Raw genomic sequence first — 15221 nt, 5'->3', positions numbered from 1 at the left:
CTTTTTCAAAATATCTTTGTACAAGGCTATGTTTTCCTGAATTTCGTCATCCATTTCAGGCATTTGAATGTCTGTACGTTTTTGCATTTCTTCCCAGATAATTTTACCCACAATATAACGGCACATTTCTTTATCGTCGGCGGGAATTACATACCAAGGTGCATAGTCCGTAGAAGTATTGTTTATCGCTTCTTCATAATAACGCATGTAGTCATCCCATCGCTCTCTTTCTTTTAGATCTCCCACTGAGAACTTCCAATTGTGTTTTTTTTCTTCTAAACGCCTCAATAAGCGCGCTCTCTGCTCCTCTTTGCTCATATGGAGAAAGAATTTCAGCACAATGGTTCCGTTTTGGGTAATGTGTTTCTCAAAATTTCTGATTTGCTCCATTCTGTTTTCCCAAAAGGCGGGTGTAATCGATGAGACGTCTTTTATCCCTGGTAAGTTTTCATTTAAAATATATTCTGGGTGCACTCGAGTAACTAATACATTCTCATAATGCGTTCTGTTAAAAACGGCAAATTTCCCTTTTTCTGGTAATGCCAAGTAATGGCGCCATAGATAATCATGCTCCAGCTCATTCGAATTAGGTGTTTTAAAGCTATGTACCACAACCCCTCGCGAATTAAAATCCTTAAAAACTTCTCGAATCAAGCTGTCTTTCCCTGAAGTATCCATGCCTTGCAAACAAATCAAAACCCCATACCTATTGTGAGCATACATCGTATCCTGCAAATCACTCAACTTATCGATAACATCCGCTAATTTATCCTCTTTTTTGTCATCACTTGCACCAATATCTAAATTAGTGGGAAGTTTTGACAACTTTATCTTGTTGCCAACTTTAAAATCTTCGGGATTAATTGATTTCATCAGGAATCTTTTTATATTTACTTTATCAAATATAACAAATAATCAGGACTACTCTTGATGATTTTTTGGAGCTTTTCCAGCTATCTGCTGCAATCTATTGTACCGCCGCGAAAATGCGGGGCTGACTCAATAGGATTTTCGCTACTATCTGGGCTAGGGCTTTACGTTTTCAACATCAAATTATGAAAAAATTTACACTAGAATTATTCACTACGATTATAGGTATTGGTTCCGCATCTGGATTTTTCTTCCAAAACGATTTTCTCTATTTAATAGGTGATAATAGTGGCTTTCTATACGAATACAACATCAGTGATACTAACTTTAAAAAATACCCACTGATACGAGACCCAAGTGAAAACATTGTAAAAAAGGACAAACCCGACTTTGAATCTCTAACTCATTATCAAGACACGCTTTATATCTTTGGCTCGGGCTCCACCACAAAAAGAAATGCGATGATCGAATTTGATTTAAAAACACGAAAAAAAACCATGACTAATAATCTGGTTGATCTCTATGCGGTCATGCAAAGTTTTGGATACATAAAATCAGAAGATTTTAGCTTGGAAGGTGTTACTTATGATGGTGAAAATTGGTATTTATTCAACCGTGGCAATGGGAGCGCAAACAAAAATGTTATTTTCACCCTTCACGCCAAAAAATTAAACGAAGAATTCAGCCTACTTTCTAACGATTACAAGCTCCCAAAAATAAAAGGAGTTCGTACCAGCTTTACTGATGCAGTCCTGATTGATGAAAAAATTTATTTCTTGGCCACAGCCGAAAATACTACCTCTACTTATGACGATGGCGAAATCCTAGGAAGTATTATTGGTCGTATTGACATCGAGACCATGAGAATAGATTTTACGCAAAAAATTAGCCTCTCAAATAAATTTGAAGGGCTAACCTTATTTTCAAAAAACAAGAAGCAAATCCAGTTTCTACTTTGTGAGGATAAAGACACGGATACTTTAGAAAGCCGCATTTACAAACTGAGTATAGATCTTAACTAATAAATAGTAAGGCTATTGCTATTTCTCGTCAGACTGAACCGTTTCTCGATTCTTCTGCTCTTTTAGAATAGTACTTAAAAAAGGCATGGTTTGTTCCTCAATTTCCTTTTCTGAAATAGCTAATGCCTTCGGGTTAGCAATTAATTGCAACCATGGTTTAGGAGCTTTAAAATCATAACCGCCAAAAACAACTACGGGAGTCCCTTTTACTTTAACCGTTTCTGAATCGGCTAATTGCCATTCATCAGCCCACTCGTATAAAAGTTTAGCGTCTTTCTCTTGAAGTCTCAAACAAGAATGAGAGGCTGGATAACCCGGTAAACTATATTGATGCCATCCAACGCCGAGTTTATTTTCTACGTTAAAGTTCCAACGCAGATCCCACTCATCATCAAATGTGCTTGTAGTTTCCTCTGCTTTCCAATTAGTAAAGAAAAGCCCTGTTGGTGTTTTGTGTTTTTCACTTCCCATATTAGTAGGTCCTGTATAAATTAATTGTCCTTTTTCATAAGCGGCAAATGTTTGTGTAGGGTAAGAAAAAAAGATGATTTTCTTTATATTTTTCAAGTACGAAACGAGCAATGGAAATGGAAGATAAAACTCAATGTCTCCACTAATATCCCCCGGAATGATAATCGAATCCATTTGCTTTAAATTATTGGCGTCTGTTCTGTTAATAGCGTAAGCTATACCAAGCATTTTGTCGTCACCTGCATGCGCTGATAACCACAGTTTCGTATTTTCTAAATGATAAGAAACACTTTTCGGCTCTTGTCGTGTGATTACTGGATCGCTTTCCACGTCTTCCACGCTTTCCACCTTATCATGTTCTTTGCATGAAACGATAAGGATCATGAAACTGATATTCAAAAGAAGGACTAATTTTTTCATAGTTGCTATTTGTACCACAAAAGTGACCTCTTTTATTCTCTAAAGTGTTACATAATTATTTGAAATATTTATCTAATTTAAATATTTAGGTCCGCATAAATTAACTTTTTTTTTACTTTCTGTTCTGCCTTTAAAAAGAGGAATGGTTTAACTTTGCTAATAACAAACTAAAATTGAAACAATATGACTGACTTAAAAAATAAAAATGCCCTAATTACTGGTGCTGGAAAAGGAATTGGGAAAGCAATCGCTATTGCATTGGCAAAAGAAGGTGTGAATGTGATTTTAGTGTCCCGTACTCAATCTGAGTTAGACGAGGTAGCAACAACAGTTACTAAATTGGGTGTAAAATCATTAGCACTAACGGCTGATGTATCAGATATTGATTCCATCAATACAGCTGTTGAGAAAGCCCTAAACACATTTCAAACAATTGACATCTTAATTAACAATGCTGGAATCGCTGCTTTTGGTAAATTTTTAGAACTAGAACCTAAAGTATGGGAAAGTATCATTCAAGTAAACTTAATGGGTACCTACTACACAACTCGCGCAGTTTTACCTAATATGATTGCAAGAAAAACGGGTGATATAATTAATATTTCATCGACCGCAGGGTTGAAAGGAAATGCAAAGACTAGTGCATACAGCGCCTCTAAATATGCAGTTTTAGGACTAACAGAATCCTTAATGCAGGAAGTTCGTAAACACAACATTCGCGTTACTGCCTTAACTCCAAGTACTGTTGGTACTGAAATGGCCAAAGACTTAAATCTAACCGACGGTAACCCTAAAAACGTGATGCAAGCAGAGGATTTAGCTGAATTAATTATTGCCCAGTTAAAATTAAATCGACGTGTATTTATAAAAGATGCAGGACTTTGGTCAACAAACCCATAATAATTAAGAGGGTAGCCAAATGGCTAAAAGTCAAAAACCACACTTGACTTAAATAAAAAACCATTAAGAGATTAAGTTCATTAAGTTCTACCTTAACTTTCTAAATCTCTTAATGGTTTAAATTTTAATTATTTTAAAGTGCCTAAACCTCAACAGCTACAAATTCCATTCTGACACTACCATCAGTATCAATTGTAGTCAAATTAATTTCATGCAAGGTATTCACTAATTCGGGATTCCAAGGTGTTTTTACTTTTACGTAGTTTTCTGTAAAACCATGAATATAACCCTCTTTATTTTCGCTTTCAAAAAGAACAGTTCTTGCCGTTCCCAACTGGCTTTCATAAAAAGCGCGGCGTTTTTTTACTGATAATCCACGCATCATTTTACTTCTTTTCACCCGGACATTCTCAGGAACAACACCATCCATATCTGCGGCTTCCGTATTATCACGTTCAGAATACTTGAAAACATGCAAATAAGAAATATCCATTTCATTCAAGTAACGATACGTTTCTAAGAAATGTTCATCCGTTTCACCAGGAAAACCAACAATTACGTCCACACCAATGCAGGCATGTGGCATCACTTCTCTAATTTTATTTACTCTTTCCGTGTATATTTCACGTTGATAACGACGCTTCATCAATTTCAGAATATCGTTACTTCCTGATTGCAACGGAATATGAAAATGCGGTACAAAAGTTCTGCTTTTCGAAACAAATTCTATGGTCTCATTTTTCAATAAATTAGGCTCAATAGACGAGATTCGCAAACGCTCTATTCCTTCTACTTTGTCTAGTTCCTGAACTAGTTCTAAGAAAGTATGTTCGTGCTTTTTGTTTCCGAATTCCCCTTTTCCGTAATCTCCAATATTCACTCCGGTAAGTACAATTTCTTTGATATTCTGCTGCGAAATTTCGTAAGCATTTTTCAAAACATTATTCAATTCATCACTTCTAGAAATACCTCTCGCAAGCGGAATTGTACAATAGGTACATTTGTAATCACAACCATCTTGCACTTTCAAGAAAGCACGGGTTCTGTCACCTATCGAGTAACTTCCTACATAGAAATCAGCATCAGCAATCTCACAGGAATGTACTTCGCCAAAATCGTTTTTAGACAAATCATTGATATAATCGGTAATTTTAAATTTCTCTGTAGCTCCCAGAACTAAATCAACTCCATCAACTGCCGCTAATTCTTCTGGTTTCAATTGTGCATAACAACCCACAGCGGCTACAAAAGCCTTATTATTGAGCTTCATTGCTTTTTTAACCACCTGCTTAAATTGCTTGTCTGCATTTTCAGTAACGGAGCACGTATTAATTACATACATATCAGCAACTTCTTCAAAATCTACACGATCAAAACCTTCGTCTTCGAAACTTCTAGCAATCGTAGAAGTTTCTGAAAAATTCAGTTTGCAACCAAGCGTATAAAAGGCAACTTTTTTTCTGTTTTCCATAGGGATAAACTACGTTTTTAGTAGTAACTTATTATATTTACATCCTTGTAAAAATAGTTCGCAAATTTACGTACAATATTTTTTAAAATGAAATCAATAATTCACTATATATCAACGCTTTGTATTGTATTAACATTTGTTTCCTGTGGAAAAGACAGTTTAGAAAATAAAGATCATCTTGTTTTTCGTTACAATGAAAGTTCTAATATCACTTCTCTGGATCCTGCTTTCTCAAAAGTACAATCGAACATTTGGGCTTGTAACCACATCTTCAATGGTTTACTGCAACTGGACGAAAAATTGAATATCCAACCCGATATTGCCAAATCTTGGACTATTTCTCCCGATGCAAAAACCTATACTTTTACGTTGCGAAACGATATCTATTTTCAAAAACACATCTTATTTGGTAAAGACAGCACCCGAACTGTAAAAGCCTCCGATTTTGAATACAGCCTCAACCGATTACTAGACGAAAAGGTCGCTTCGCCCGGTGGCTGGGTTTTACAAAACGTAGATAGCTTCAAAGCCGAAAATGACAGTGTTTTTGAAATTAAGCTGATCAAACCTTTCCCCGCTTTCCTTGGCTTAATGACCATGAAATACGCCTCAGTTGTGCCAAAAGAAGTGGTGTCTCATTATGGTAGTGATTTTCGTTCGCACCCAATAGGAACGGGCCCTTTCCAATTAAAATTATGGGAAGAAAACGTAAAACTGGTCTTGCGAAAAAACCCTTTGTTTTACGAAAAAGACGAGAAAGGAAATATGTTGCCTTATCTAGAAGCTGTTGCCATTACTTTTTTACCAGATAAGCAAAGTGGTTTTCTACAATTCATACAAGGAAAATTAGATTTCACTTCAGGTCTAGATCCCTCTTATAAAGATGATATTTTAACGCAAACGGGCGAATTACAACCCAAATACAAAAAGGAGATTAACCTAATTACTGGGCCTTATCTTAATACTGAATACCTTGGATTCAGAATGGACGGCGACAACAAAGCGGTATTAGACTTACGCATTCGTCAAGCGATGAATTATGGTTTCGACCGCCAAAAAATGATTACTTATTTGCGCAATAACATGGGAACACCAGCGATTAACGGAATTATTCCTGCAGGTTTACCCAGTTTTAATAATACCAAAGGATATACCTACGATATCGAAAAAGCAAAAAAATTAGTAAATGAGTACAAGAGAGCTACCAGTGATAAAAATCCTGTGATTCAATTAAGTACGAATGCATCCTACGTTGATATTGGAGAGTTTTTGCAACGCGAGTGGCAAAAAATAGGACTGGACGTTCAAGTTGACATTAGTCCTCCTTCTACATTGCGCCAAGCTATTTCTACTGGAAAAGTATCGTTTTTTAGAGCGAGTTGGATTGCTGATTATCCTGATGCCGAGAATTATTTATCTTTATTTTACAGTAAAAATTTCTCTCCGAACGGACCCAATTATACGCATTTTAAAAATGCAGAATTCGATATTTTATACGAACAAGCTTTCAAGGAAACTGATGATGAAAAACGTTATGTTTTATATCAAAAAATGGATAAAATTATCATTGATCAAGCACCTATAATCCCCTTGTTTTATGATAAGGTTGCCCGCTTTACGCGAAAAGATGTCATTGGCCTAGGGATTAATCCTTTGAATTTATTGAGTCTGAAAAAAGTAAAAAAGAAGATCTTTAAACCATAACAATTAGATAAAAAAAGCTAATGAATTCTTTGTTTTCTTTCACATGCTAAGTACAAATGCTAAAAATAGTATTGCATGAAACGGTCTTTACCAACTACAATTATCCGATTTTCAATCAGAAGCTACAAATAAAAAATGAGGTTAATATTACTAGTATTAACAGCGCTTCAAGCCCTGATTTTGTATTTATAATGAACAATGTATCGTTTATCCTTACCAAAAATTTCAATTCCAAAGTAAATTGCTCTTTCCAAGTGATGCAGGGCATCTTTTTAATGCAGACACCATTACCGCTAACAAACGGCTAGATTTTGCTCGCTATGAATTTAATTTATCTGCACTCTATTCTCGTAAACTGCACAAAGAAATCTACGAGCAGAAAGGACTTTTTTCTGATGTTAGCTTTTTAAAAATTATATGCGGCCAGAGACAAAAGAAGTACAACGAAGAGCATGCCAAGGCTGCAAAAAGCACTAATCTGGGTCTTGAAACAACACAACTTACTACGCTGCATGCAGAAGTCTTAAAACCAATCCAGAGCTATCCTGATTTTTGTAAAAGTTGCAAACTACCAAAGAAATAAAATCCTTAATTCAAAATAAATCTGCGCACTACCTCAGCAACACCATGATCATTATTTGATGCGACAATAACATTTGCTTTGTCTCTCAATTCCGGATCTACATTATCTACCCATACTCCTAATCCTGCGTATTCAATCATCGTTAAATCATTCCCCGCATTCCCAACGGCAATTATTTCACTTTGGTGAATACCTAATTTCTCTGCTACTATTTTTATACTTGCCGCTTTGTCGATACCATGTTGTGCCACTTCCAGGAAAAAAGGCTTTGACATGCTAACACTCAAATGAGGCATTGCTAGTTTCAAGTCTTTTTCTACTTCTCTCAGGTAACTTGGCTCTTCTAATAAAACACATTTAACAGCTGAGGAAGTAACAGCTGCCCTAAAGTCCAATACTTTATTATGAGCTAATCCACTAATATAAAGCTCAATATCAATGTATTCTGAACTTGTTTCACTCACAACTTTCCCATCGATATAAGTAATAATATGGGTTTTCCTTTTTAGACTATACTCATACAATTCATATATTTGTTCTTGGCTTAAGGTTCGTTCAAAGATTACTTTATTCTCTTTTAAATCTGTAATTACAGCTCCATTATAGGATATCATATACGAATTATCCAGTTTTAACTCTTTGGCATAGGCTACCATCGCAGGTGTTGGTCTTCCTGATGCCAAAATAACATGCACTCCCTTTTCCTGAGCTTTAAAAAGCATTTCTTTATTTTCATCCGAAATGGTATGGTCGTCTTTCAACAAGGTGTCATCCATGTCTACAACCAGCATCTTATATTTCATCTCTTTTTTTTAATTATACACGTATTTAAAAAGAAAACCCTGATACCATACTAGCTATTCAGGGTTTAATTCTCTAAATTATCACACGTTTGTTAAATACTTAACCTAAATTCTTCAATAACTGGATTTGCTTTTGCAAAATCAGTTTCCTGTATGAAAACCTCCACAGCAGAACCCGAGCTTCCAAAACCCGCCAATCTAGCTGATTGAATATTATCTTTCATAACTGTAGCAACACCTATAGCTTCAATTTTTTCTTTTAAAGCCATTGCTAATATTTCGCTTCCTGAAAACACTTTCATTAATCCCATCTTATTTATTTTATGTTATTTTGTTTCCTCTTCTTCCTCATTCTCTTCCTCCTCATCCTCTTCTTCACCTTCTTCAATTTCAAACAGGTAGGGCTCTACCATCATTTTATCGGCAAGACTTTCAATTCGACCAGTAAGTCGTTCAGAAAAAATAATACGCTGCGTTTTATTGATGCTGTTTGACATACGCATCAGCTTCGTTTCATGTCGCAATTTTAAAATAGAATCTGCGTCATCAATAATAAACATTTTCAATCTGTTTACATTAAAACCAGCAGTCGTGAACATTTCGCCCAACTTATTGGGTGTTCCTATCAACACGTCAACTCCGCCAGAAATATAATTTTTGTCATATTCCATATCGCCCCTATCATGGACACCGTAAACCACCAAATCAGTATACCTTTCAAATTTTTCGAAAATAGCTTCCATTTCTAACACTTTGGCTTTATCTTCAACAATAATTAAGGCACGAGGCGACTGTTCTCCCTCACAAACCAACTGCTGAATCACATTGATCACAATCGTTGTAGACTTACCGCTTCCTTTTGACGCGATAATAATACAGTCTGCACCACTTTTTAAAGTAGAAAAAGTTTCTTTTTGTAAAGTGTTGGCTTCGGTTAAACCGTTATCAACTAATCCTTCACGTAAATTTTCGTTTAATTTCTTTAATTTCATTTCTTATTTATTTCACAAAGATTCTCAAAAGTGGCTCAAAGACCCACAAAGAATTTTATTTATTTTCAAATATTATTCAATAGAATTATCACACTCACATTTATCATAATTCTATTTTCCTCTTCCATCTAAACAGTTATCAATTTCAAAGAATCGAAAAACTTTAAATCCTAAAATAACAACAATAAAAAGCAAAAGTAGTAATTGATATTTTTTGGATTTTATCATAATAATACGCTTAAAACCTGAGTAGCACAAACACTACTATTTGCTTCCTTATTACCTCTTAAGGGGTTAGGGGGATTCTTATTTACTGGCAAACAACTTTACGTCATTTTTAGAAATTTCAGCCCCTCCCAGGATAATCAAACGCTCCACTACATTACGTAATTCCCGAATATTTCCAGTCCAATCATATTCCTGCAGTAGTTTGACAGCGTCTCCAGAAAATTTCTTTAATGCGTTTCCTTGCTCAGAAGCAATTTTGTCTGCAAAATGAGAAATCAGCATGGGAATGTCTTCGCGTCTTTCATTCAAGGAAGGCACTTTGATCAAGATTACGGCCAGTCTGTGATATAAATCTTCACGGAAACGACCTTCGGCAATCTCCGTTTTCAAATCTTTATTAGTCGCTGCAATCACACGAACGTCGACTTTAATATCTTTCTCTGCACCCACTCTTGTAATCATGCTTTCTTGTAACACACGCAATACTTTGGCTTGAGCCGAAAGACTCATGTCTCCAATTTCATCCAGAAAAATAGTTCCTTTATCTGCAGCTTCAAATTTACCTGCTCGATCTTTTACAGCTGATGTAAACGCCCCTTTCACGTGTCCAAACAATTCGCTTTCTATCAATTCAGAAGGAATCGCGGCACAATTCACTTCGATTAAAGGAAAAGTAGCACGTTCACTTTTCTCATGCAACTGATGTGCCACTAATTCCTTACCGGTTCCGTTTGGTCCCGTTATAAGGACTCGAGCATCAGTTTGAGCCACTTTATCAATCATCACTTTAATATGATCGATTGCCTCGCTATCCCCAATCATCTCGTAATTCTTACTGACTTTTTTTCTTAAAAACTTATTTTCAACCACGAGCTTTTTTTTGTCCAATGCGTTTCTAACCGTATTTAACAACCGATTTAAATCCGGAGGTTTTGATATATAATCAAATGCACCAAGTCGCATCGTATTTATAGCCGTTTCCATATCGCCATGACCGGAGATCATAACAATTGGTATTTCTGGTTTTATTTTTTTGACAGCTTCAAGCAATTCTACACCATCCATTTTCGGCATTTTTATATCGCACAAAACAAGATCGTAATCGTTATTTTTTATTTTTTCATAACCCTGTACACCGTCTTCAGCATCTTCAACCTGATAAGTGTCGCTCTCCTCAGAAAGTATTTTGGAAAGTACTCTACGGATAGCCGCTTCATCTTCTATGATTAATATTTTTGACATAGTATTGATTTTTTTATTCGGTCATTTGGTTATCAAATAACCAAATATTTTAATATTTAAGCCATTTGTATAATTCTTTCCATGTCGGTTTCTTTCCGTACATTAAAATTCCCACGCGATATATTTTTGCTGCAAACCAAACTACCGAGAAGAAGGTCGCAAATAACAAGCTTATTGATATAGCAATTTGCCACAAAGGTACGCCAAACGGAATTCGCATTAACATCACAATAGGCGATGTGAGCGGAATCATTGAAAAAACGACTGCTAAGGTACCATGTGGATCATTCACTACACTAAAAAACCCTACATAAACACTAAGCACCAATGGCATAATAATGGGCAAGAGAAATTGCTGTGAATCAGTTTGATTATCAACAGCGGCACCAATTGCAGCATAAAAAGAACTGTAGAGAAAGTAGCCTCCTATGAAATAAATTATAAAACTTATTAGTATACTCGCTATTGGTAAATTCAATAATTCCTTGATATACATTTGAGCCATACCTGCAAATTCCTGCTGTGCCTGTTCCATTAATTCCGGAGATACTCTCGCTGTTGGCCCTACATTAGCTCCAAAAAATACAGACGCGGCAAACAGCAAAGAAAGCCCAATTAAAGCCCATATAAAAAACTGAAGAATCCCTGCCAATGAGGTTCCTATAATTTTACCAATCATCAACTGAAACGGCTTGACTGATGAGATTATTATTTCGATAATACGATTTGTTTTTTCTTCGATCACACTTCGCATCACCATGTTACCATAAATTATAATAAACATCATAATTAGGTATCCAAATCCACCACCGATGGCAATTTTTATTTCGTTAAGACCTTTTACACTTTGCTCTCCTGAAGCTTTTGCCAAACTTATATTGACTTTTGACTGGGCATTTCTAATCGCCAAAGTATCTAAATTTGCTTTCTCAAGATTGGTTTTAGTTATTTTATTAGCAACAATATCCTGAACATTTTCAATAAATGAGATACTTGGACTGCTGTTAGATATAAATTTTATTTTATTTTCTAAATCGGCAACATTAGTCGTATTTGGTATTAACAATACCCCTTCATAATTTTCATTAGTAATACTATCTTTGAGGAATTTCGTATCAATTAAAGATAAATCAAGATATTTATATTCACTTTTCGAATTGTTTTGCGCTATAAATTCTCCGACAAACAATCCCGATTCGTCATGGATTGCAATTCGCTTCGTTTCTGCTTTCATCGAACTTAAATACCCCACAAATGCGGCAATACACACAAATAGTAGCGGACTTAAAAAGGTCATAACAATAAAAGATTTGTTACGCACTTTAGCAATAAACTCTCTTTTTATGATTAATGAAATAATGCTCATTTAGGTTTTTGATTTTTGATTAACGATTTTTGTTTTCAGAATGTAAAAATCTAAAATCATAACAATAAAAATTATTTACTTTTCACTTACCGTTTGAATAAATATATCATTTACACTTGGAATTTTTTCCACAAAATGGGTCACTTGTCCCCGTTGCGTAAGGACATGAAGCAGCTCATTTGGCATAGCATTTCCCAATTGGATTTCAAGTTTCAATTCTTTGCCAAGTGATTTAAAATTCGCTGTCCCTACCGTAAATTTTTGAGTGATGTCATACATCAGACCTTCCACATTATTTGATACAATACCCACCTCAAAACTATTAGTTTTGAATTGTCTTTTGACATCGTCTAACTTTCCTTCAATAAGTTTATTTGATTTGTGGATCAAGGCAATATGATCACATAATTCTTCTACACTTTCCATGCGGTGGGTCGAAAATATTATAGTAGCGCCCTCTTCCCGCAACGCCAGAATTTCATCTTTAATGATATTAGCATTTACAGGATCAAAACCAGAAAAAGGTTCGTCAAAAATCAACAGTTTAGGTTTATGCAACACACAAACGACAAACTGAATTTTCTGAGCCATTCCTTTAGAAAGTTCTTGAATTTTCTTATTCCACCAACCTTGAATTTCCAATCTCTCAAACCAATATTCCAATTGTTTTTTAGCTTCTGCTTTTGATAGCCCTTTCATTTGAGCCAAATACAAACATTGCTCCCCTACTTTCATACTCGTATACAACCCTCTTTCTTCAGGAAGGTAGCCTATGTGCTGTACGTGTTTAAGTTGCAGTTTTTCACCATCAAGGATAATATCACCACTGTCAGGCATCGTAATTTGATTTATGATTCTGATCAATGATGTTTTTCCGGCACCATTTGGACCTAAAAGCCCATAAATACTGCCTTTGGGAACTGTTAATGAAACTTCGTTAAGCGCTACGTAATCACCGTATTGCTTCACGACTTTATTGACTTCAAGTAGGGTACTCATGCTGAAATTTGAATTTGTGTAAAAGTAAATAATTAGTATCGAAATAGATCTGATTGTTACATAAAAAAACCCATCCTTGTTTTCACAAGGATGGGAAGCTTATATTTAATTTCTAAACTTTATAAAAATTATGAAAACATATCTTTTACCTTCTCAAAAAATGATTTATCTGATTTTTCAGGATTTGGAATAAAATGTTCATCGGTAATATTGCTTTCAAAAAACAACTTTTGTTCTTTACTTACGGTTTTAGGAGTCCATACATTGACATGCACTAACAAATCTCCACTTGCGTACCCATTAATGTTTGGAATCCCTTTTCCTTTGAGTCTCAGAATCTTACCAGATTGAATTCCTTCTTCTAATTTAATTCTTACTTTTCCGTTGATCGCTTCGATATCTTTTGAAACACCAAGAACTGCTTCAGGAAAACTGATATATAAATCATAATGCAAGTTCTCTCCTTCGCGCTTTAAAAATTCATGCTCCAATTCTTCAATCGCTACAATCAAATCTCCTGGAACACTATTTCCCGGAGCATCATTTCCTTTTCCAGAAACTTTTAACTGCATCCCGTCAACAACACCGGCGGGAATTTTAATAGAAACTGTTTCGTCTTCAGTAATCATCCCTTGAGAATCTGCCTCTGCAGGTTTTTTATCTAAAATCTGTCCAGATCCACCACAAGTAGGACAGGTGGATGCTGATTGCATTCTTCCCAGGATTGTATTGGTAACACGCATAACTTGCCCTTGTCCGCTGCAGGTAGAGCACGTTTTATAAGACACGCCTACGGCCTGCACTTTACGTTTAACTTTTACCTTTTTCTCAACACCATTAGCAACTTCTTCTAATGTCAATTTTACTTTGATTCGTAGGTTGCTTCCTTTAGTTCTGCGTTGACCTCCGCCACCGCCTCCAAATCCGCCACCGCCACCAAAGGCGCTACCGAAAATATCACCAAATTGACTGAAGATATCATCCATATTCATTCCGGCATGGCCTCCACCACCGCGTCCACCAAAACCTCCAGAACCATCAAAAGCTTGATGACCGTATTGATCGTATTTTGCTTTTTTGGTCGGATCGCTTAAAACTTCATAGGCTTCAGCAGCAACTTTGAACTTTTCTTCTGCTTCTTTGTCTCCAGGATTTTTGTCAGGATGATGCTCTAACGCTTTTTTTCTGTAAGCTTTCTTTATTACTGCTGCATCAGCACTTTTGGAAATTTCTAATATCTCGTAAAAATCTTTTTTCATCTTTATATTTTCTTGTGAAAGTACAGACCCAGTTACTGGCGTCCACACCTGTCCGCATTACTGCCCTATAACCACTTTAGGAAATCGAATGATTTTATCTCCCAACTTATATCCTTTTTCAAGAACATCAACAATTTTCCCTTTCATCTTAGGCGACTCCGCGGGAATTTGAGTTATTGCTTCGGCAAAATCTGCATCAAATGCATCACCGGCCTTAACTTCTACTTGCTCTAATCCTTTTGAAAACAGAGTATTTCTCAATTTTTCATGGATTAGCTCTACCCCTTTCAAAAGTAATTCGTCATCAGATTTAAGTATTTCAACCATCGCTCTGTCAAAATCATCTAAAACTGGTAACATAGCTAAAAGAACCTCCTGATTTGCTGTCTTATATAATTCTATACGTTCTTTTGAAGTTCTTCTTTTATAATTTTCAAATTCTGCAAATAACCGTAAATATTTATCTTTTTCTTTCGCTAAATCCTGCGTCAATTGATCTTCAACACTTAACTCATCAGCCACAACTTGTTCGTCATTCGCATTGTTATCTAATGTTACATCATCCATCTCTTTATCGATTTCTGTATTTTCAGTAGTCATATTATCTTTATTTTTAAAAATATTCTTAAACTTCATTTTTTTCACTTTTCTTTGAATTGCAAAAGTACTGCCAATTCTCACTAAATGTCAAATTGTCATTCTTTTTTTTAATAGCAACTATTTATCCTGTAGAACACTAAACTTTATATTAATTTAAAATTTAGTAAAACTTTAAGACTATTATGTTATTGTTTCGGTAATTTTGTTTGCGGTTTTGATCAAGATTAAATTTTTAATCTATAAAAAACAAATTAAAGGTTAGGTTTCTAAATAATTATTAATTCGTGAATA

Annotated in this window: 15 protein-coding genes; 4 read left to right on the top strand and 11 right to left on the bottom strand. The window is 35.3% G+C overall.

Translation table 11 applies throughout. The annotated features are described in order from the left end of the window. On the bottom strand, nucleotides 1–873 hold an 873-nt coding region (locus A3SG_RS0114165), incomplete at its 3' end, for a PPK2 family polyphosphate kinase (protein ID WP_016990668.1). 182 nt (nucleotides 874–1055) lie between these two features. Between A3SG_RS0114165 and A3SG_RS0114160 the strand changes: the two genes are divergently transcribed. Beyond that, on the top strand, nucleotides 1056–1892 hold the full coding sequence (locus A3SG_RS0114160; protein WP_016990667.1) for a DUF6929 family protein: 837 nt from the start codon (nucleotides 1056–1058) through the stop codon (nucleotides 1890–1892). Nucleotides 1893–1910: 18 nt separating this feature from the next. On the opposite strand, the gene A3SG_RS0114155 is transcribed toward A3SG_RS0114160, so the two are convergent. After that, nucleotides 1911–2783 carry a L,D-transpeptidase gene (locus tag A3SG_RS0114155; protein ID WP_016990666.1) on the bottom strand — a complete coding sequence of 291 codons (873 nt, stop codon included), beginning with the start codon at nucleotides 2781–2783 and terminating at the stop codon, nucleotides 1911–1913. 183 nt (nucleotides 2784–2966) lie between these two features. Here A3SG_RS0114155 and A3SG_RS0114150 point away from each other — a divergent pair, with 183 nt between their 5' ends. Continuing rightward, nucleotides 2967–3683, top strand: coding sequence for a 3-ketoacyl-ACP reductase (locus A3SG_RS0114150; protein WP_016990665.1), 717 nt, complete (start codon nucleotides 2967–2969; stop codon nucleotides 3681–3683). Nucleotides 3684–3825: 142 nt separating this feature from the next. On the opposite strand, the gene mtaB is transcribed toward A3SG_RS0114150, so the two are convergent. Further along, nucleotides 3826–5154 (bottom strand): tRNA (N(6)-L-threonylcarbamoyladenosine(37)-C(2))-methylthiotransferase MtaB, encoded by a 1329-nt coding sequence (gene mtaB / locus A3SG_RS0114145; protein ID WP_016990664.1) that lies wholly within the window; start codon nucleotides 5152–5154, stop codon nucleotides 3826–3828. 87 nt (nucleotides 5155–5241) lie between these two features. Here mtaB and A3SG_RS0114140 point away from each other — a divergent pair, with 87 nt between their 5' ends. Next, a complete protein-coding gene (locus A3SG_RS0114140; protein WP_016990663.1) occupies nucleotides 5242–6858 on the top strand; it encodes an ABC transporter substrate-binding protein in 1617 nt (538 codons plus the stop codon). A gap of 241 nt (nucleotides 6859–7099) precedes the next feature. Further along, nucleotides 7100–7441 (top strand): hypothetical protein, encoded by a 342-nt coding sequence (locus A3SG_RS0114135; protein WP_016990662.1) that lies wholly within the window; start codon nucleotides 7100–7102, stop codon nucleotides 7439–7441. Between the two features lie 5 nt (nucleotides 7442–7446). Here the strand turns inward: A3SG_RS0114135 and A3SG_RS0114130 are convergent, their stop codons facing one another. The 8 genes from A3SG_RS0114130 to A3SG_RS0114090 all read right to left on the bottom strand — a co-directional run bounded on the left by A3SG_RS0114130 (nucleotide 7447) and on the right by A3SG_RS0114090 (nucleotide 14966). Further along, a complete protein-coding gene (locus tag A3SG_RS0114130) occupies nucleotides 7447–8244 on the bottom strand; it encodes a Cof-type HAD-IIB family hydrolase (protein ID WP_016990661.1) in 798 nt (265 codons plus the stop codon). A gap of 92 nt (nucleotides 8245–8336) precedes the next feature. Continuing rightward, nucleotides 8337–8555, bottom strand: a complete 219-nt coding sequence (locus tag A3SG_RS0114125; RefSeq protein WP_016990660.1) for a putative signal transducing protein — start codon at nucleotides 8553–8555, stop codon at nucleotides 8337–8339. A gap of 15 nt (nucleotides 8556–8570) precedes the next feature. Next, nucleotides 8571–9236: a DEAD/DEAH box helicase gene (locus tag A3SG_RS0114120; protein WP_016990659.1), complete on the bottom strand. Its 666-nt coding sequence runs from the start codon at nucleotides 9234–9236 to the stop codon at nucleotides 8571–8573. Between the two features lie 306 nt (nucleotides 9237–9542). Beyond that, a complete protein-coding gene (locus A3SG_RS0114110) occupies nucleotides 9543–10706 on the bottom strand; it encodes a sigma-54-dependent transcriptional regulator (RefSeq protein ID WP_016990657.1) in 1164 nt (387 codons plus the stop codon). Between the two features lie 49 nt (nucleotides 10707–10755). Further along, nucleotides 10756–12072, bottom strand: a complete 1317-nt coding sequence (locus tag A3SG_RS0114105; protein WP_016990656.1) for an ABC transporter permease — start codon at nucleotides 12070–12072, stop codon at nucleotides 10756–10758. Nucleotides 12073–12147: 75 nt separating this feature from the next. Then, on the bottom strand, nucleotides 12148–13071 hold the full coding sequence (locus A3SG_RS0114100) for an ABC transporter ATP-binding protein (protein WP_016990655.1): 924 nt from the start codon (nucleotides 13069–13071) through the stop codon (nucleotides 12148–12150). 128 nt (nucleotides 13072–13199) lie between these two features. Next, entirely contained in the window at nucleotides 13200–14330 is a 1131-nt protein-coding gene (gene dnaJ / locus A3SG_RS0114095) for a molecular chaperone DnaJ (protein ID WP_016990654.1), read from the bottom strand. 57 nt (nucleotides 14331–14387) lie between these two features. Further along, nucleotides 14388–14966: a nucleotide exchange factor GrpE gene (locus tag A3SG_RS0114090; protein WP_029596826.1), complete on the bottom strand. Its 579-nt coding sequence runs from the start codon at nucleotides 14964–14966 to the stop codon at nucleotides 14388–14390. Nucleotides 14967–15221: the final 255 nt, after the last annotated feature.

Source organism: Flavobacterium sp. ACAM 123, from assembly GCF_000264055.1.
Lineage (GTDB): Bacteria > Bacteroidota > Bacteroidia > Flavobacteriales > Flavobacteriaceae > Flavobacterium.
The sequence above is the reverse complement of the archived record's forward strand: the minus strand, read 5'-3'. Positions and strand labels throughout refer to the sequence as shown.